Source organism: Pseudomonas sp. LJDD11 (assembly GCF_024584215.1).
Lineage (GTDB): Bacteria > Pseudomonadota > Gammaproteobacteria > Pseudomonadales > Pseudomonadaceae > Aquipseudomonas.
This window is the reverse complement of sequence record NZ_JANJFL010000002.1, coordinates 250,208-267,425: the sequence shown is the minus strand read 5'-3', so window position 1 is coordinate 267,425 and position 17,218 is coordinate 250,208. Positions and strand designations below refer to the sequence as shown.

Below are 17,218 nucleotides of genomic sequence, written 5' to 3'. Positions count from 1 at the left end.
TGCAAGGCAAAAACAGGCGAGCAAGCGGAGTTTACGGGTGTAAATGAGCATTGTGAGCCTGTTTTTAACGTAGCAATGGCAACGCAGGTAGTTTTTCAACAGTTTGCTGGCTTGACCCGTTCCGCTGGCCGGCGGGTCCCGGCTACCAGTTTGTCCACTGCCTTGCTCGCCGCGACCATGCCGAAGGTCGCGGTAACCATCATCACTGCGCCAAAGCCACCGGCACAGTCCAGACGCACGCCCTCGCCGACAAAGGTCTTGCTCTGGCACACGCTGCCGTCGGGCATCGGATAACGCAACTGCTCGCTGGAAAATACACACGGCACGCTGTAGCTGCGGCTGGGGGTACGCGAGAAGTTGTAGTCGCGGCGCAGGGTCGAACGCACCTTGGCCGCCAGCGGATCGTTGAAGGTACGGTTCAGGTCACAGACCTGGATTTGCGTCGGGTCGATCTGCCCGCCTGCACCGCCGGTGGTCACCAGGCCGATCTTGCGCCGCTTGCACCAGGCAATGAGCGCGGCCTTGGCCTTGACGCTGTCGATACAGTCGATCACGAAATCCAGCTCTTGAGTGATGTACTCAGCCAGTGTGTCTGGGGTCACGAAGTCCATCACCGCATGCACCACGCAGTCCGGGTTGATCGCCCGAATACGCTCGGCCATCACCTCGACCTTGGCCCGCCCCACAGTACCGTCCAGCGCATGCAACTGGCGGTTGGTGTTGCTGACACAGACGTCGTCCAGATCGAACAGCGATATCTCGCCCACGCCACTGCGCGCCAGCGCCTCAGCAGCCCACGAACCCACGCCACCAATACCAATCACCGCGACATGGGCCGCTTGCAGGCGCTCCAGCCCCTGGCTGCCATACAACCGGGCGATACCGGCAAAACGTGGATCTGCTGTGCTCATGTTCATGACCTCGAAAACCGGCGCGCATTATAGGCGTTGACGCCGCGCAGGACACCCACCGCCAGCAACGGACTGTCGCAAAGCCGCCGATTCAGGCGCATGGAGCGGGCAAATTTGCTTTAAGATATCGGCCTTTTCGCACCTCGCACATTCTGCGCCCTGCAACCGGAGTCCTGTTCATGACGGCCCCAGCCGACCTCTCGCCCACTCTCCAACTGGCCTGCGACCTGATTCGTCGGCCATCGGTTACGCCGCTCGATGCCGATTGCCAGGCGGTGATGATGCAACGCCTGGGCGCGGTCGGCTTCAAGCTCGAACCAATGCGCATCGAAGACGTCGATAACTTCTGGGCCACCCATGGCAACGGTGACGGGCCGGTGCTGTGTTTTGCCGGCCACACCGACGTGGTGCCCACCGGTCCGGTACAGGCCTGGCAGAACGACCCGTTCGACGCGCTGATCGACGAGCACGGCATGCTCTGCGGCCGTGGTGCAGCCGACATGAAAGGCAGCCTGGCGTCGATGGTGGTGGCCAGCGAACGCTTCGTGCGCGACTACCCCGATCACAAAGGCTCGGTGGCCTTTCTGATCACCAGCGATGAAGAAGGCCCGGCGCACCACGGCACCAAGGCGGTGGTCGAACGCCTGGCAGCACGTAACGAGCGTCTGGACTGGTGCATCGTCGGCGAGCCGTCGAGCACCACGCTGGTCGGTGACGTGGTCAAGAACGGCCGCCGTGGCTCGCTCGGCGCCACCTTGCAGGTGCGCGGCAAACAAGGCCACGTGGCCTACCCGCATCTGGCCAAAAACCCGATTCATCTGGCCGCCCCGGCCCTGGCTGAACTGGCTGCCGAGCACTGGGACGAAGGCAACGCATTCTTCCCGCCGACCAGCTTTCAGATCTCCAACCTCAACTCGGGCACCGGTGCGACCAACGTGATTCCCGGTGAGCTGGTCGCGGTGTTCAACTTCCGCTTCTCTACCGAGTCCACTGTCGAAGGCCTGCAACAGCGCGTCGCAGCAATTCTCGACAAGCACGACCTGGACTGGCACATCGACTGGGCGCTGTCGGGCCTGCCATTTCTGACCGAGCCAGGCGCGCTGCTTGATGCCGTGTCGGCGAGCATCCGTGACATTACTGGTCGCGAAACCCAGGCTTCGACCAGCGGCGGCACCTCTGACGGTCGCTTTATCGCCACGTTGGGCACCCAGGTCGTCGAACTCGGCCCGGTCAACGCCACCATCCACCAGGTCAACGAACGCATCCTGGCCAGCGACCTCGACGTGCTGACCGAGATCTACTATCAGACCCTGGTCAAGTTGCTCGCCTGATGCTCACCTGTCCAATCTGCGCAGCGCCACTGGCCAACGCCGACAACGGTGTGGCCTGCCCGGCCAACCATCGTTTCGACCGCGCACGCCAGGGCTACCTGAATCTGCTGCCGGTGCAGCACAAGAACAGCCGTGACCCGGGCGATAACCAGGCGATGGTCGAAGCCCGGCGGCGCTTTCTCGACGCCGGCCATTACGCGCCGGTGGCCCGCCGTCTGGCGGAACTGGCCGCCGAGCGAGCGCCGGGGCGCTGGCTGGACATCGGCTGCGGCGAAGGCTATTACACCGCGCAAATTGCCGAGGCACTGCCCAAAGCCGATGGCTATGCGCTGGATATTTCCCGCGAGGCAATCAAACGCGCCTGCCGGCGTGACAGCAGCCTGACCTGGCTGGTCGCGAGCATGGCGCGCATTCCGTTGCCGGACGCCAGTTGTCAGTTTCTGGCCAGCGTCTTCAGCCCGCTGGACTGGCTTGAGGCCAGGCGTCTGCTGACGCCTGGCGGCGGCCTGATGCGCGTGGGGCCGACCAGCGGCCATCTGATGGAGATGCGCCAGAAGCTGTACGACGAAGTCCGCGACTACGCCGATGACAAGCATCTGGCACTGGTACCGGAGGGGATGGAGCTGGCTCACAGCGAGACCCTGACCTATACCCTCAAGCTGATCGACAGCCAGTCGCGTGCCGATCTCTTGGCGATGACGCCACATGGCTGGCGGGCCAGCGCCGAGCGCCGGGCAGCGGTCATCGATTACCCTGGCCCGTTCAAGGTCACCGTTTCCATGCGCTACGATTATTTCGTGCTGCAGTAAGCCATTTTTCGAGGCCATCATGCGTCAACCTGATATCGAGATTTACCTGAAGGACGAAGACGTCGATCACAAGGCGATTACTGCCTGGTTGAGTGTCGCGCTGGGGCCGTGCAGTGAGTGGCAGCAGAAAGGCCAGACCTGGAAGTGCCGGGCCGGCGAGGTGCCGGTGACCTGGGTGCCCAAGGCAGTGGGCAAGTGGAACAGTCTGTTTCTGGAGAGTGACAAGACGCCTTGGGACGACGATATTGCCTGCGCCCATGCGGCGTTTGCGGCGCTGGCTGTTGAGGTACGCTGTGCGCCGGGCAGTTGGGCGGAGGATGATGGTGAGGAGGACGCTGACCGGTGGATCAGGATCAGTGCCGAAGGTGAACAAGAGATTATCTGGCGCACCTCCTGACATCAGCTGGCCTGGCGCGGGATCGCCCGTAGGAGCGGCTTTAGCCGCGAAGGCCTTTCGTTTTGTGCAAGGGTCATTGCTGCGGTTGTTTGATCCTCGGGGCCGGCGCGATGGGCGTCCTGCCCAGCGCACCTGCTCCTGATATCAAGAGCAGCGACATCCATGTCGGTTTCTCCCCCGAATCGATGCCTACCCTCGGCCAGCACCAAAGTCGCGATTCGCGTCGTCTGCGCCATCTTGGTTCGAGAGCAAAAGCAAAGCTACAGCAGAGCAAGATCACGAGCCAAGCATGGACAGCGAGCTCCTGCTTGGGGCTGTCGCTGCGAACTTTCCTACGATTCTTGACACCAATAGACGACACCGGTCTTTTTGCCGTTCCCTGGCGGATACGGCACACTGTCGCCCCGGCCGCCCATGCCTTCCTTGTTAGCAGACTCCGTATGACCCGATCTCCGTTGCACCGCCTTGTCTTCGGTGCCTTGCGCCGTGTGTTGTTTCTCTGGGTTCGTTCGGAGACGATCAATCAGTCGTCGCTGAAGCTGGATCTGGACCGCAGCAAGCCGGTGTTTTATGCCTTGCAGTCGCCAGCGCTGAGTGATCTGGCAGTGGTGGATCGGGAGTGCACCAAGGTGGGCCTGCCGCGTCCGGTACTGGAAGTCGCGGTCAATGGTCAGCTAGAGCCAGCCGGGTTCTTCTATCTGACCCCGGAGCCAGACTGGCTGGGGCGCCATGACAAACGCGGGGCGCCACCGGTGCTGGAGCGGTTACTCAATACGCTCAATGAGTATCCGGGCGAGGATGCGCAGATCATTCCGGTGAGTGTGTTCTGGGGGCAGTCGCCCGACCATGAGTCCAGCGCCTGGAAGTTGCTGTTCGCTGACAGCTGGGCGGTGACCGGGCGGTTGCGGCGGCTGGTGACCATTCTGATTCTGGGCCGCAAGACCCGTGTGCAGTTTTCCGCGCCCATTCACTTGCGCGACCTGCTGGCGCAGAACAAGGGACCGGCCCTGACCCTGCGCATGACCCAGCGGCTGCTGCGGGTGCATTTTCGCAATGTGCGCAGTTCGGTTATCGGCCCGGACGTTTCGCACCGACGCAATCTGGTCAAGGACCTGATCAGAGCACCGTTGGTGGTGCAAGCGATCAAGGAAGCCGCCGAACGCGACAACCTGCCTGAAGCCAAGGTCCGTGAGCAGGCGCTGGGCTATGCCAACGAGATCGCCTCGGACTACACCTATACCGTCATCCGCTTCATGGAAGTGCTGCTCAGCTGGTTCTGGAACAAGATCTACGACGGTATCAAGGTCAATCACATCGAGAACGTGCAAAAGGTCGCACCAGGGCATGAGGTGGTCTACGTGCCGTGCCACCGCAGCCACATCGACTACCTGCTGCTCTCCTATTTGTTGTTCCGCAATGGCCTGACCCCGCCGCACATCGCCGCCGGGATCAACCTCAACATGCCGGTGGTCGGTAACCTGCTGCGCCGTGGCGGGGCGTTTTTCATGCGCCGCAGCTTCAAAGGCAATCCGCTCTACAGCACGGTATTCAACGAATACCTCAACACCCTGTGCAGCAAAGGCTTCCCGGTCGAATACTTTGTCGAAGGCGGCCGCTCGCGCACCGGGCGCATGCTGCAACCCAAGACCGGCATGCTGGCCATCACCTTGCGCAGCTTTTTGCGTAATCCACGCATGCCGCTGGTCTTCGTGCCGGTCTATATCGGTTATGAACGGGTACTCGAAGGCCGTACCTATCTGGGTGAATTGCGCGGCAAGACCAAAAAGAAAGAATCGGTGTTCGATCTGTTCAAGGTCTTCGGCGCGCTGAAAAAACGCTTCGGCGAGGTGGCGGTCAACTTTGGCGAACCGATCCGCCTGGCTGAATTTCTTGACCAGCAACAACCAGACTGGCGTCAGCAGTCGGTCGGCCCGCACGATCGCCCGCAATGGCTGAGCACGACCACTAACCAGCTGGCCGAGCGCGTGGCGCAACGGATCAACGAGGCGGCCGCCATCAACCCGGTCAATCTGGTGGCCCTGGCCTTGCTGTCCACGCCGCGCCTGGCACTGGGTGACCAGGCGCTGGAGCGCACCCTGGATCTGTTCCTGACGCTACTGCGCCAGGTGCCTTACTCCGCGCACACCACGCTGCCGGACGGTGACGGCAAGGCGCTGATCGAGCATGTGAAAAGCATGGAACTGCTGGCCGAGCAAAAGGACGCGCTGGGGCGCATCTATTATCTGGACGAGCAGAACGCGGTGTTGATGACCTACTACCGCAACAATGTCCTGCATATCTTTGCCCTGCCCTCGCTGCTGGCCTGCTTCTTCCAGAGCTGGTCACGGATGAGCCGCGAGTTGATCCTGCGCTACACCCGTGCCCTGTACCCTTATCTGCAGTCGGAGCTGTTCATCCGTTGGTCGCTGGCCGAACTGGACGAAGTCATCGAACAGTGGCTGGCAGCGTTTGTCGAGCAAGGTCTGTTGCGCCTGGAAAATGACGTGTACCTGCGCCCCGAGCCCAGCTCGCGGGAGTTCGTGCAACTGACTGTGCTGTCACGCGCCATCGCCCAGACCCTACAACGCTTCTATATGGCTGTCGCGCTGCTGCTGGATAACGGCCAGCACGCGCTGAGCGCAGAAGAACTGGAAGACTTGTGCACAGTCATGGCACAGCGCCTGTCGATCCTGCATGGCCTCAATGCGCCGGAGTTCTTCGACAAAAGCCTGTTCCGCCACTTCATCCAGACCCTGCTCGACCAGGGCGTATTGCGCAAAGACGTCAATGGCAAACTCAGCTACCACCCGCAGCTTGGCGAGATGGCCGAAGGCGCCGCCAAGCGGGTACTGACCGCAGAAATCCGCCTGTCGATTCACCAGGTCACGTTGCAGGGCGCAGACGACGAAGCACCTGCAGCTGGCTAGTGTTATGTTCAACCCGCCTGCTCCGGGCAGGCGGTTTCTCAAGGAGCCCCGGCATGAAAGCCATCCCGCTTATCGCCCTGACAGCACTACTGAGTGCTTGCTCGGCCATGCACAAACCCGGCATCGCCAGCCTTGAAGGCGAGGTGTTCTACCTGCAACGCAGTGCCCTGCCGCCTGCCGCGACGCTGAGTGTCAGCCTGCAAGACGTGTCACGCGCCGACGCACCAGCGACCACGCTGGCCCAGTACAACACGCCCATCAACACTCAGGTACCACTGCCTTTTCATCTGCAATACGATCCTGCACAGGTGACGCCCGGCCACAGCTACGCCGTCAGCGCGCGCATAGAGGCCGACGGGCGCCTGTTGTTCATCAGCACTGAACGGCACAGCGTGAACCTGGATGGCAGTGACCGGCAGCCGCTGCGCATCCGGGTCAATCCGGCACTTCCCTGATACTCTTGCAGCACTTGCTCCATTCAAGATGTTTCAACCGGAAAAGGATCCTGCCATGTTTCGCCCCTCGTTCACTTTCGCTGGCCTGTGTGCAGGCCTGTTGCTCTCGGCTAATGTTTTCGCCCTGTCGCTGAGCGATCTGTCGCAGTCGGACGCCAGTGGCGGACTCAAGGATGCCCTGACCCAGGGTGCGCAGATCGCGGTCAAGCAACTGGGCACACCGGGCGGTTTCAGCAATAACCAGGACGTGCGCATTGAACTGCCGGGCAATCTGGGCAAGGTCGCCAAGAAGATGCGCCAATTCGGTATGGGCGCTGAGGTCGATCAACTCGAAACCAGCATGAACCAGGCCGCCGAGGCCGCGGTGCCACAGGCTCAGGCGTTGCTGGTCGATGCGGTGAAGAAGATGACCGTGGCTGATGCCAAGGCGATTCTCAGCGGCGGCCAGGATTCGGCTACCCAATACCTGGACAAAACCAGTCGTGAGGCGATTCGCGCCAAGTTCCTGCCGATCGTCAAGCAGGCCACCGACAAGGTTGGCGTGGCGCAGAAATACAACGCTTTCGCTGGCCAGGCTGCCGCGCTGGGCGTGCTGGACGCGAAGAACGCCAACGTCGAAAACTATGTGGCCGAGCAGGCGCTCAATGGTTTGTTCGAGATGATTGCCAAGCAGGAGCAGAGCATCCGCGCCAACCCGGCCGCTGCCGCGACCAGCCTGGCGAAGAAGGTATTTGGCGCGTTGTGATCTCGCGGCTCCCGTAGGACCGGCTTTAGCCGGGAAAGCATCGACTCTTTCCCCGACCAAAGCGGATCGTCGCCCGGCCGGTCCTACTCCGGCTTTTTCACCCTGAACCACGCCGCATACAAGGCCGGCAAGAACAGCAGGGTCAGGGCCGTGGCGACGATCAGGCCACCCATGATTGCCACCGCCATCGGCCCGAAGAACAGGCTGCGTGACAGCGGGATCATCGCCAGCACTGCGGCCAGCGCGGTGAGTACGATGGGGCGGAAGCGCCTCACCGTGGCGTCGATGATCGCGTGCCAGCTGTCTTGCCCGGAGCCGATGTCCTGCTCGATCTGATCGACCAATATCACCGAGTTGCGCATGATCATTCCCGACAGGGCGATGGTGCCGAGCATGGCCACAAAGCCGAACGGCTGGTTGAACACCAACAGAAACAGGGTCACGCCTATCAGCCCCAGTGGCGCGGTGATGAACACCATGAACATCCGCGAAAAGCTGCGCAGCTGGATCATCAACAGGGTCAGCACCACCACGATGAACAACGGCACCCCGGCATTGACCGAGCTCTGGCCACGCTCGGAATCCTCCACCGTACCACCGACCTCCAGCAGATAGCCATCGGGCAGTTCGGCACGCACCTGGGCAAGGCTCGGCAGAATCTCCTTGACCAGGCTAGCCGGCTGCTGCGGACCGTAGATGTCGGCGCGTACCGTGACGTTCGGCAGGCGGTTGCGATGCCAGATGACGCCTTCTTCGAAGCCGTATTCGAGGGTCGCGATCTGCGCCAGAGCGATGCTTGTGCCGTTGCTGGTCGGCACGGCCAGGCTCGACAGGTCCTGCAACCGCTCACGCTCACTGCGGGTGCCGCGCATGACGATATCGATCAACTGATCGTCTTCACGAAACTGGCTGACGCTGGAGCCGGTCAGCGACGACTGGAGGAATTTCGCCACGTCGCCGCTGCTCACCCCCAGTGCCCGGGCGCGGTCCTGGTCGATGTTCAAATGCACCACCTTGCTGGGCTCTTCCCAGTCCAGGTGGACGTTGGCCACGTGCGGATTCTCGCGCACTTTGGCCTGGACCTTACGCGCCAGCGCCCGAACCTCGTCGATGTGTTCGCCGGTAATCCGGAACTGCACCGGGTAGCCGACCGGCGGGCCGTTCTCCAGCCGGGTCACTCGTGAGCGCAAGGTCGGGAACTGCTCATTAAGGGCGCTGATCAGCCAACTGCGCAATTGCTCACGGTCTTCGATGGTCTTGGCCAGTACCACAAACTGGGCAAAGCTCGCTGCGGGCAGTTGCTGGTCCAACGGCAGGTAGAAACGCGGTGAACCGGTGCCGACATAGGCCACATAATTTTCGATACCGGGATGATCCTTGAGCAGTGCCTCCAGGCGTTTGACCTGTTCGGTGGTATTGCTCAGCGACGCGCCTTCGGCCAGCTTCAGGTCAACCATCAACTCAAGACGTCCGGACGCCGGGAAGAACTGCTGCGGCACGAAGCGGAACATCACCAGCGACAGTACAAACAGCGCCACGGTGGCAACAATCACCGTCTTGCGGCGCCGCACGCACCATTCGATCACCACCCGTACCCGCTGGTACATCGGCGTCGCGTAGGGGTCAGGCTCAACCCCGCTGCCATGCCGCAGCGCGTGCTTTTTCGCCAGGTCCGGCAGCAGTTTTTCACCCAGCCATGGGACGAACATCACCGCCGCCACCCACGAGGCCAGCAAGGCGATGGTCACGACCTGGAAGATCGAGCGGGTGTACTCACCGGTGCTCGATTGTGCAGTGGCGATGGGCAGAAAGCCTGCTGCCGTAATCAAGGTGCCGGTGAGCATCGGGAACGCGGTGCTGGTCCAGGCAAAGCTGGCCGCCTTGAGCCGGTCGTAGCCTTGCTCCATCTTGATCGCCATCATTTCCACGGCAATGATCGCGTCGTCCACCAGCAACCCCAGCGCCAGTACCAGCGCGCCCAGCGAAATCTTGTGCAGGCCGATGCCCAGATAGAGCATGCAGGCAAAGGTCATTGCCAGCACCAACGGGATGGCCAGCGCCACTACCATGCCAGTGCGTACGCCCAATGAGAAAAAGCTCACCAGCAGGACGATGATCAACGCCTCGGCCAGCACCTGAACGAACTCGCCCACGCCGGTGCGCACCGCCGCCGGTTGATCAGACACCTTGCGCAGTTCCATGCCGGCCGGCAGGTTGGCTTGCAAGCGAGCAAACTCGGCTTGCAGCGCTTTGCCCAGCACCAGGATATCGCCGCCACCTTTCATTGCCACGGCCACGCCAATCGCGTCCTGATCCATGAAGCGCATGCCTGGTGCCGGAGGATCGTTGAAACCACGCGTCACCTCGGCCAGGTCACTGATACGCAAGGTTCGACCCTCGACGCGGATCGGGAAGTCACGAATCTCATCGACCGATACAAAGCGCCCGCTGACCCGCAGGTGAATACGCTCCTGTGAGGTTTCGAAGAAGCTCGACGAGGCCACTACGTTCTGCGCTTCCAGCGCCTGCTGGACAGCCTGCAATGGAACCCCCAGGGTCGCCAGTTTGACGTTGGACAGCTCGATCCAGATTTTCTCGTCCTGCACGCCGATCAGTTCGACCTTGCCGACATCCTTGACCCGCTGCAGGCGAATCTGGATGCGCTCGGCATAATCCTTGAGCACCGCGTAGTCAAAGCCCTGGCCGGTCAGCGCGTAGATATTGCCGAACGTGGTGCCGAACTCGTCATCGAAGAATGGCCCCTGCACCCCGGCCGGCAGGGTGTGCCGGATATCGCCGACCTTCTTGCGCACCTGGTACCACAGCTCGGGCAGGAACGCCGAAAAAAGCGAATCGCGGGCCATGAAGATCACCGTGGACTCACCGGGCCGGGAGAACGAGGTCATGCGTTCGTACTCGCCGGTTTCCATCAGCTTTTTCTCGACCCGGTCGGTGACCTGACGCGCCACTTCCTCGGCGCTGGCACCCGGCCACAGGGTACGAACCACCATGACCTTGAAGGTGAACGGCGGGTCTTCGCTCTGCCCCAGCTTGCTATAAGACAACGCACCGACCACGGCCAGCACGATCATCAGGTACAGCACCACCTGGCGATGCCGCAGCGCCCATTCGGAAAGGTTGAAGTGCATCGCAGGTTACTCCTTGCCAGCCAGGTCGACCACCCGGTTACTGCGATCCACCGGGCGGATTCGCTCACCTTCGCGCAGCACATGTACGCCAGCGGCCACCACCCAATCGGTGGCGCGCAGCCCTTCGAGCACCGGCACGGTTTCCTGGCCCCATGGCCCAAGCTGCACGGCAACACGTTTGAGGGTGCTGTCGGCCTCAACCCGCCAGACATAGCTGGCGCCCTGCTCGGCACTGACCGCTGACAACGGCACCGCCAACGCGACTGCATGCTCGTTGGCGACATAGACCCGGGCGCTCTGGCCCAGCTCGACCGGCACCTGACCGGCCTCGAATGCAATGCGGGCCGCGAAGGTGCGCGAACGCGGATCGGCGGCTGGCGAGAGCTCGCGAACCCGCCCCGGCAGACGCCGGTCACGTTGGGTCCACAGTTCGACCGTAACCGGCTGACCGATCTTGAAGCGGGCAAAATTCTGCTCCGGCAGGCTGATACTCACCTCCCGCTCACCATCGGCGGCCAGGGTGAAGACTATCTGCCCGGCAGCGACCACCTGGCCGACCTCCACGGCACGCCTGGCAATCACGCCCTCTTGCGGCGCCCGCAATACGGTGTAGTCGGCCTGGTTATCGGCCACGGTAAGTTCCGCGCGTTGCTGCTTGAGGCGCGCCTCACCAGAGCGATAGAGGTTTTCGGCATTGTCGTATTGCGACTGGCTGACCATCTGCTTGCCCAGCAGGGTTTTGTAGCGGTCGCGCTCGGCGCGCACCAGTTGCAGGTTGGCCTCGGCCGCTGCCACTTGAGCACGCATCGCCTCGCGTTGCAGGCGTACATCCTGAGCATCGAGCTCAGCCAGCGGCTGGTTGGCCTTGACCCGCTGCCCCTCCTCGACCAGGCGGCGACTGACCTTGCCGCCGATTCTGAAGGCCAGCTCCGGCTCGAACCTGGCACGGACCTCACCGGGGTAGCTGTCCATGGAACGTGACGCAGGGAGGGGTTGCACCACCAGAGCCGGACGGACGGTAACTGGCGCAGCTGCTTCCTGACCACAAGCGGTCAGTAGCGTTACCAAGCCGATAGCGAGGATCGGAGACAGGATATGACGCGGCATGATGTAGGCGGATTCTTCCGTGAGTGTGGGCTTGGAATATTTGTACCGGCGAGTATATTAAAAAATACAAAACTCACCAGTACATTATTAGACCCAAAAATGCCTGATTTACCGTCCACACCTGGCCCTGGCCGTCCCAAGGATCTGGAAAAGCGCCGTGCCATCCTTGAGGCCGCGAAAAACCTGTTCATCCGGCATGGCTACACCGGCACCAGCATGGACAGCATCGCCAGCGAAGCCGGGGTGTCCAAGCTCACCGTCTATAGCCATTTCACTGACAAAGAAACCTTGTTCATCGAGGCGGTGACCGCTTGCTGCGAAGAGCTGTTGCCTGATCCGTATTTCGAATTCAACGACAACTTGCCCGTGGCAGACATGCTGCTAACGATCGCCCGGGCCTTCGAGCACTTGATCAATAGCCCCGAATCCCTGCAATTGCACCGCTTGATGGCCACATTGGGGATTCAGGACCCGGTCCTGTCGCAGACCTTTTTCAAGGCGGGCCCGCAACGGGTGCTCGACGGCATGCAGCGTTTCATGATCCGTGCCGATCAGAGCGGGCAGTTGCAGATCCCGTCGCCGCACAGCGCGGCGGGGCACTTTCTCAGTCTGATCAAGGGCATCGACCACTTTCGCCTGCTGGTAGGCTGTTGCGCCGAGCGCGACCCGGCCAGTGTCGAGGCCCACGTGCAGGAGGTGGTGAAGCTGTTCGTCAGGGCTTATGCAAAACCGTAGCGACCGGGCGGCGCTACGCTTTAGCCGCGAAGGCCTTACCGTGTTTCGCTGCTAAAGCAGCTCCTACGAGCATCTCCTACAAATGCAAGCCTCAGGGTTTTAGCGCTTTCTTCGGATAGATGTCGTACCGGCTGGACTTGCCCTCCAGGGTATAGCCCGGCTTGGCACCTTCGATAGGCGGGGCCTTGCGCGGGCGTTTGACCACCACCCGATGGCTGGCCAGCGCCAGAGCGGCATGCAGCAGCGCCGGGGCATCGAGGTCGTCACCGACCAGCGGGCGGAACAGGCGCATTTCCTTTTTCACCAGCGCGCTCTTGTCGCGGTGCGGAAACATCGGGTCCAGGTAGATAACCTGCGGCGGCTCGCCCTGCCAGTTGCGAATCAGCTCGATGGAATTACCGCTCAGCAATTGCATGCGACGCAGGATTTCGCCCACCTCGGCGTCTTGCCGGCCACGGGCCAGACCGTCTTCGAGCAGCGCGGCGATGATCGGCTGACGCTCGATCAACTGCATTTCACAGCCCAGAGTAGCAAGTACGAAAGCGTCCTTGCCCAGCCCCGCCGTGGCATCCAGCACCCGTGGCCGCACACCGGGTTGCAGGCCCACCGCCTTGGCAATCATCTGCCCGCTGCCACCGCCGAACAACCGTCGGTGCGCTGCTGCACCGTCGACGAAATCCACCCGCACCGCACCGGGCGCATCCTTGCCCAGTTGCTGCAACTGCAGGCCGTCGGCGCTGACCTGCAAGGCAAAGTCGGCCTGTTCGGCCTGCAACGCCAAACCGAGACGCTGCGCCCAGTAATGGGCTTGTTCCTGCCCGGCCGGGTCCAGGGCTTCGACCCGGATCACGCTGCCACCTGACTGCTCGCTCATTGCTTCTACACACTCGAAAAATAAATTAATGATCGGCCAAAGCGGCCGATAACTTCGGTATCAGGCATTTTGCCAGAGCCAGAGCCAGTACTGATCGCCATGTCAGATAATGTTCAATCAATCGGGTACTTGTCGCACAGTGGCGACTTCAGCCTGCGCAACAACCGGGTCCTGGGGGATGTAACCCAGCTCTGGTCCGATGCGTTCGCCCGGGCGATGGCCGAACAGTCTGGCGATGACAAGGCGGTCGCTACAACCGCTTTCCCTGAAATTCTGGATCAAAGCACCGGTGAGCCGATTGCTGGCGCCCAAACCCTGAGCAAAATCGTTGAACAGCGCGCCTGCCCGGTGACTGACACTCAAGTGCGTCCGCCTGAGCCGCTGTTTCTGCCGATTGCCGAATTTGAACTGGATCTGCTGCCACCGGCTGCCGAACCATTCAGTGCCATGGAACTGATCGAGCAGCAGCGTAACCTGGAGTTCGATACCGAGTGGGTTCGCCCGACGGTGTTCCATGCGTACGATGACAGTGGCAAGTCGCCAAGCGCCGCCCCACGACCTCGCCCGCTGCATTTGCCGATCGCCGAGCTGGAATGGGATCTGGCCGAGAAGCCGGCCGAGCCTTACGACCAAGCAACCCTGGTCAGTCAGCAGCGTGCACTGGACTTCGACAATGGCTGGGCACGGCCCCTGATTCTGCAAAACCTGCGTCAGGTCGCCTGACCTTCCCTGCTGCTCGCTTCGCGACCAAGCCCGCTCCGGCGCTAAGCCAAGTGCTCTGGACAGCGAACTACGGCTATGAATCTGGCCGCCTGATCAGCCGATTGATTATGCTGCTCAGGCCACGCCTTAGTTCCCGCCGTTCGGAGCCCCCCCATGTCTTTACGCGCCTTGCGCACGCTGGTCGCCATTGCCCAACACGGCTCCTTTGCCAGGGCCGCCGAGGCGGTGCATCTGACCCAGTCGGCAGTCAGCCTGCATGTACGCGGCCTGGAAGAGGAATTCAATGCGCCGCTGTTCGACCGTGCGCGGCGTTTGCCGGTACTGACCGAAGCCGGCCATCTGGCGGTGGAGCGTGCCCGGGAAATCCTGGCCCTCTACGACAGCATCGCCGCCGAACTGGGTGATGGCAGCGAATTACGCGGGCGGCTGCGCATAGGCGCGATCCAGACCGCGCTGGCCGGTGTGCTGCCAGCAGCGCTGGCGGCGATGGGCGCCAGTCATCCGCACTTGCGGGTCAACGTCTCATCGGGGATGTCGGCCGAACTGGCGGGGCTGATCGACGCCGGTGATCTGGACGCCGCCATTACCACCGAGCCGGTCAAGCCTTACCCGCATGGCCTGGTCAGCACCACATTGTTCGAGGAGGGCTTTTGGATCATTGCCCCACCCTCAGCGCCAAGCCGCGATGCCAAACGCCTGTTGCAGAGTTATCCGTTTATCCGCTTCGACCGCCGCGCCTGGGCCGGGCGCACCATCGAACGCGAACTGCGTCGCCAGCGTTTGCGGGTCCAGACCAGCATGGAGCTGGACAGCCAGGACGCGATCATCCGCATGGTCGCCAAGGGTTTGGGAGTTGCCGTGATTCCGATCTCGGCGCATAACCTCACAGTCTTCGCTGAGCTGGTGTGCCTGCCGTTCGGCGAGCCGCAACGGATGCGCCGTGTGGTGCTGCTGGAACGCGAAGACCGCCCCGCCGGACGTCTGGCGGTGGCGCTGGCAGAGGCGGTGCGGGCACAGGCCATCGATCGGTCATTCGCAGGGCAGCCCAACCCATGAGAATTACTTGAGAAAGCCTCAAGTTAATATCGATTTTTCTTGCCTTTGGCTGCCGTTATCGTGACTCGACTCTCTGTGTTGAGGCACGCCATGACCACCGCCCTGATTCTGGCCCTGTTGCCCATCGCCTTACTGATTGCTCTGGGCGCCTGGCTGCGCCATCGGCAGTTTCTCAGCGAGGCCTTCTGGCCGCAGGCTGAACGCCTGGGCTATTACCTGCTGCTGCCGTCGCTGTTCCTGCACAGCCTGGCGACGGCACAACTCGATGAGGTGCCGGTACGCGAGATGGTCAGCGTTCTGGTGCTGTCAACGGTCGGGGTCGCCGTCGCGTTCGTCACGTTGCGCGGGCTGTTCAAGGTCGATGATGCAGCCTTCACCTCGCTGTTTCAGGGCAGTATCCGCTTCAATAACTATGTGGGAGTGTCGGCGGCGGCCGGCTTGTTCGGGAGCCACGGTATCGCCCTGGCAGCGGTGGCCAACGCGACCATCGTACCGACTGTGAATATTCTCTGCGTGCTGGTGTTTGCCCGCTACGGCAGTGCCGGACGGTTGTCGCTCAAGGCCACACTCAGGCAACTGGCGCTCAATCCGCTGGTGCTGGCGTGCTTTCTCGGTATTTTCCTGCAGTGGGCTGAAGTCCCCTTGGTCGCAGGACTTGAGCCCGCACTCAAGGCGCTGGGCCAGGCTTCATTGCCGCTGGGACTGTTGTGTGTGGGGGCGGCGTTGAATTTCTCGACCGCGGGCAGTTGGCTGAAGCCAGTGGGCATGTCGTCACTGTCAAAATTCCTGGTGATGCCAGGGGTGACGCTGCTGGCCTGCCATGCACTGGGCTTGCGCGGTGATGCGGCAATCGCAGCGATTATGTTCCAGAGCCTGCCGACCGCTTCGTCGTCTTACATCATGGCCCGGCAACTGGGTGGCGATGCACCGTTGATGGCCGGGATCATTGCGATGCAGACGGTGATTGCCGCAGTGGCGTTGCCGGTGGTGATGATTGGCTTGTCGGGCTGGATCTGATTTCTCGTGTCATGCCCGGGCGTTGATCCTGCCCGACCGCCACCACCAGCCTTGCTGCATACCGGCGGCGGCCAACAGGATCGCAGCCACGCCAAGCCATTGCTGCCAATCGAGGCGATGATCGAAAGCCAGCCAGTCGACGAAGATCGCCGCCACCGGGTAGATGAACGACAAAGCACCGGTCAACGCGGCCGGCAACTTCTGGATCGCGCCGTAGAGCAGCACATACATCACCCCGGTGTGCACCACCCCCAAAGTCAGCAGCGCCGCCCAGCCGCTGCTCGACGCGTGCAGGCTGTGACCTTCGACCAGCGGCGCCAACAGCACAATGCCGGTGCCCACCTGAATCAGCGCCAGCAGGTGCGGCGGCGTGCCTTTGAGGCGTTTGATAATCAGCGCGGCGATGGCGTATAGCAGTGCCGCGCCCAGCGCCAGCGCCACACCGACCAGGTATTGGTCAGCGGACTGCTGCGCAGCGCCGTGGGCGCTGACCAGCGCCAGCATGCCGGCGAAGGCGACGCCCAGCCAGGTCAGCTTCTGCACGGTGATCTGCTCTGCGAGAAACACGCCGGCCAGCAGCACCAGCATGAACGGCTGCAGGTTGTAAACTGCGGTGGCAATCGAAATGGAGGCTTTGGAATAGGCCGCGAACAGCAGCAGCCAGTTACCGACGATGGCCACGCCACTGAACATCGCCAGCGCCACGATGCTGCGGCTCAGCAGGTCACGGCGCAGGTAACCCAGCCAGGCACAGATCGCCAGCAACGTCAGCGCGCCGATCACGCAGCGCCAGAACACCACCTCCAGCACCGGTACGCCAGAGACCAGCACAAACCAGCCGATGGTGCCGCTGATCAGCATGGCACCGGTCATTTCCCACGAACCGCGACGTATCAGGTTGTCCATTGTCAGGCTCCTCGAATGAGCCATGAGTATGGCAAGCTGCATCCTGCCCTCACCATGGCAAGAACATGGTTGAAAG

At 62.1% G+C, this 17,218-nt stretch carries 15 protein-coding genes; 10 read left to right on the top strand and 5 right to left on the bottom strand.

Annotated elements, in window-relative coordinates:
• Positions 1-95: 95 nt before the first annotated feature.
• Positions 96-911 carry a tRNA cyclic N6-threonylcarbamoyladenosine(37) synthase TcdA gene (gene tcdA / locus NRB16_RS03765; protein WP_257105497.1) on the bottom strand — a complete coding sequence of 272 codons (816 nt, stop codon included), beginning with the start codon at positions 909-911 and terminating at the stop codon, positions 96-98.
• A gap of 179 nt (positions 912-1,090) precedes the next feature.
• Between tcdA and dapE the strand changes: the two genes are divergently transcribed.
• The 6 genes from dapE to NRB16_RS03735 all read left to right on the top strand — a co-directional run bounded on the left by dapE (position 1,091) and on the right by NRB16_RS03735 (position 7,575).
• Complete coding sequence (gene dapE / locus NRB16_RS03760) at positions 1,091-2,242, top strand: succinyl-diaminopimelate desuccinylase (RefSeq protein ID WP_253138926.1); 1,152 nt, start codon at positions 1,091-1,093, stop codon at positions 2,240-2,242.
• On the top strand, positions 2,242-3,051 hold the full coding sequence (locus tag NRB16_RS03755) for a putative RNA methyltransferase (protein WP_045488646.1): 810 nt from the start codon (positions 2,242-2,244) through the stop codon (positions 3,049-3,051). The genes dapE and NRB16_RS03755 overlap by 1 nt, the downstream gene beginning before the upstream one ends.
• Before the next feature lie 19 nt (positions 3,052-3,070).
• Positions 3,071-3,448 (top strand): hypothetical protein, encoded by a 378-nt coding sequence (locus NRB16_RS03750; protein ID WP_045488643.1) that lies wholly within the window; start codon positions 3,071-3,073, stop codon positions 3,446-3,448.
• Positions 3,449-3,888: 440 nt separating this feature from the next.
• Positions 3,889-6,375 (top strand): glycerol-3-phosphate 1-O-acyltransferase PlsB, encoded by a 2,487-nt coding sequence (gene plsB / locus NRB16_RS03745; protein ID WP_045488640.1) that lies wholly within the window; start codon positions 3,889-3,891, stop codon positions 6,373-6,375.
• Between the two features lie 53 nt (positions 6,376-6,428).
• Positions 6,429-6,830, top strand: a complete 402-nt coding sequence (locus NRB16_RS03740) for a YbaY family lipoprotein (RefSeq protein ID WP_253138930.1) — start codon at positions 6,429-6,431, stop codon at positions 6,828-6,830.
• A gap of 55 nt (positions 6,831-6,885) precedes the next feature.
• Positions 6,886-7,575 carry a DUF4197 domain-containing protein gene (locus NRB16_RS03735; RefSeq protein ID WP_045488634.1) on the top strand — a complete coding sequence of 230 codons (690 nt, stop codon included), beginning with the start codon at positions 6,886-6,888 and terminating at the stop codon, positions 7,573-7,575.
• A gap of 83 nt (positions 7,576-7,658) precedes the next feature.
• Here NRB16_RS03735 and NRB16_RS03730 read toward each other — a convergent pair whose 3' ends face one another.
• Positions 7,659-10,724 (bottom strand): efflux RND transporter permease subunit, encoded by a 3,066-nt coding sequence (locus tag NRB16_RS03730; RefSeq protein ID WP_253138933.1) that lies wholly within the window; start codon positions 10,722-10,724, stop codon positions 7,659-7,661.
• A 6-nt stretch (positions 10,725-10,730) separates the two neighbouring features.
• Complete coding sequence (locus NRB16_RS03725; protein WP_257105496.1) at positions 10,731-11,831, bottom strand: efflux RND transporter periplasmic adaptor subunit; 1,101 nt, start codon at positions 11,829-11,831, stop codon at positions 10,731-10,733.
• Positions 11,832-11,930: 99 nt separating this feature from the next.
• Here NRB16_RS03725 and NRB16_RS03720 point away from each other — a divergent pair, with 99 nt between their 5' ends.
• On the top strand, positions 11,931-12,566 hold the full coding sequence (locus tag NRB16_RS03720) for a TetR/AcrR family transcriptional regulator (RefSeq protein WP_045488627.1): 636 nt from the start codon (positions 11,931-11,933) through the stop codon (positions 12,564-12,566).
• Positions 12,567-12,657: 91 nt separating this feature from the next.
• Here NRB16_RS03720 and NRB16_RS03715 read toward each other — a convergent pair whose 3' ends face one another.
• Positions 12,658-13,440, bottom strand: coding sequence for a class I SAM-dependent methyltransferase (locus NRB16_RS03715; protein ID WP_253115228.1), 783 nt, complete (start codon positions 13,438-13,440; stop codon positions 12,658-12,660).
• Positions 13,441-13,539: 99 nt separating this feature from the next.
• Between NRB16_RS03715 and NRB16_RS03710 the strand changes: the two genes are divergently transcribed.
• From NRB16_RS03710 to NRB16_RS03700, 3 genes are all read left to right on the top strand, one after another.
• On the top strand, positions 13,540-14,163 hold the full coding sequence (locus NRB16_RS03710) for an energy transducer TonB (protein WP_257105495.1): 624 nt from the start codon (positions 13,540-13,542) through the stop codon (positions 14,161-14,163).
• Between the two features lie 153 nt (positions 14,164-14,316).
• Entirely contained in the window at positions 14,317-15,219 is a 903-nt protein-coding gene (locus tag NRB16_RS03705; protein ID WP_045488621.1) for a LysR substrate-binding domain-containing protein, read from the top strand.
• 90 nt (positions 15,220-15,309) lie between these two features.
• Positions 15,310-16,236, top strand: a complete 927-nt coding sequence (locus NRB16_RS03700; RefSeq protein ID WP_253138944.1) for an AEC family transporter — start codon at positions 15,310-15,312, stop codon at positions 16,234-16,236.
• A gap of 9 nt (positions 16,237-16,245) precedes the next feature.
• On the opposite strand, the gene NRB16_RS03695 is transcribed toward NRB16_RS03700, so the two are convergent.
• Positions 16,246-17,142: a DMT family transporter gene (locus NRB16_RS03695; RefSeq protein ID WP_045488616.1), complete on the bottom strand. Its 897-nt coding sequence runs from the start codon at positions 17,140-17,142 to the stop codon at positions 16,246-16,248.
• Between the last annotated feature and the right edge of the window lie 76 nt (positions 17,143-17,218).

Bases quoted from the DNA above. Each gene is read 5' to 3' on its own strand.
- NRB16_RS03735 (WP_045488634.1), top strand. From the start codon at position 6,886: ATGTTTCGCCCCTCGTTCACTTTCGCTGGCCTGTGTGCAGGCCTGTTG.
- NRB16_RS03720 (WP_045488627.1), top strand. From the start codon at position 11,931: ATGCCTGATTTACCGTCCACACCTGGCCCTGGCCGTCCCAAGGATCTG.
- dapE (WP_253138926.1), top strand. From the start codon at position 1,091: ATGACGGCCCCAGCCGACCTCTCGCCCACTCTCCAACTGGCCTGCGAC.
- NRB16_RS03730 (WP_253138933.1), bottom strand. From the start codon at position 10,724: ATGCACTTCAACCTTTCCGAATGGGCGCTGCGGCATCGCCAGGTGGTG.
- NRB16_RS03700 (WP_253138944.1), top strand. From the start codon at position 15,310: ATGACCACCGCCCTGATTCTGGCCCTGTTGCCCATCGCCTTACTGATT.
- NRB16_RS03750 (WP_045488643.1), top strand. From the start codon at position 3,071: ATGCGTCAACCTGATATCGAGATTTACCTGAAGGACGAAGACGTCGAT.
- NRB16_RS03755 (WP_045488646.1), top strand. From the start codon at position 2,242: ATGCTCACCTGTCCAATCTGCGCAGCGCCACTGGCCAACGCCGACAAC.
- NRB16_RS03725 (WP_257105496.1), bottom strand. From the start codon at position 11,831: ATGCCGCGTCATATCCTGTCTCCGATCCTCGCTATCGGCTTGGTAACG.
- NRB16_RS03715 (WP_253115228.1), bottom strand. From the start codon at position 13,440: ATGAGCGAGCAGTCAGGTGGCAGCGTGATCCGGGTCGAAGCCCTGGAC.
- tcdA (WP_257105497.1), bottom strand. From the start codon at position 911: ATGAGCACAGCAGATCCACGTTTTGCCGGTATCGCCCGGTTGTATGGC.
- NRB16_RS03695 (WP_045488616.1), bottom strand. From the start codon at position 17,142: ATGGACAACCTGATACGTCGCGGTTCGTGGGAAATGACCGGTGCCATG.
- NRB16_RS03740 (WP_253138930.1), top strand. From the start codon at position 6,429: ATGAAAGCCATCCCGCTTATCGCCCTGACAGCACTACTGAGTGCTTGC.
- plsB (WP_045488640.1), top strand. From the start codon at position 3,889: ATGACCCGATCTCCGTTGCACCGCCTTGTCTTCGGTGCCTTGCGCCGT.
- NRB16_RS03705 (WP_045488621.1), top strand. From the start codon at position 14,317: ATGTCTTTACGCGCCTTGCGCACGCTGGTCGCCATTGCCCAACACGGC.
- NRB16_RS03710 (WP_257105495.1), top strand. From the start codon at position 13,540: ATGTCAGATAATGTTCAATCAATCGGGTACTTGTCGCACAGTGGCGAC.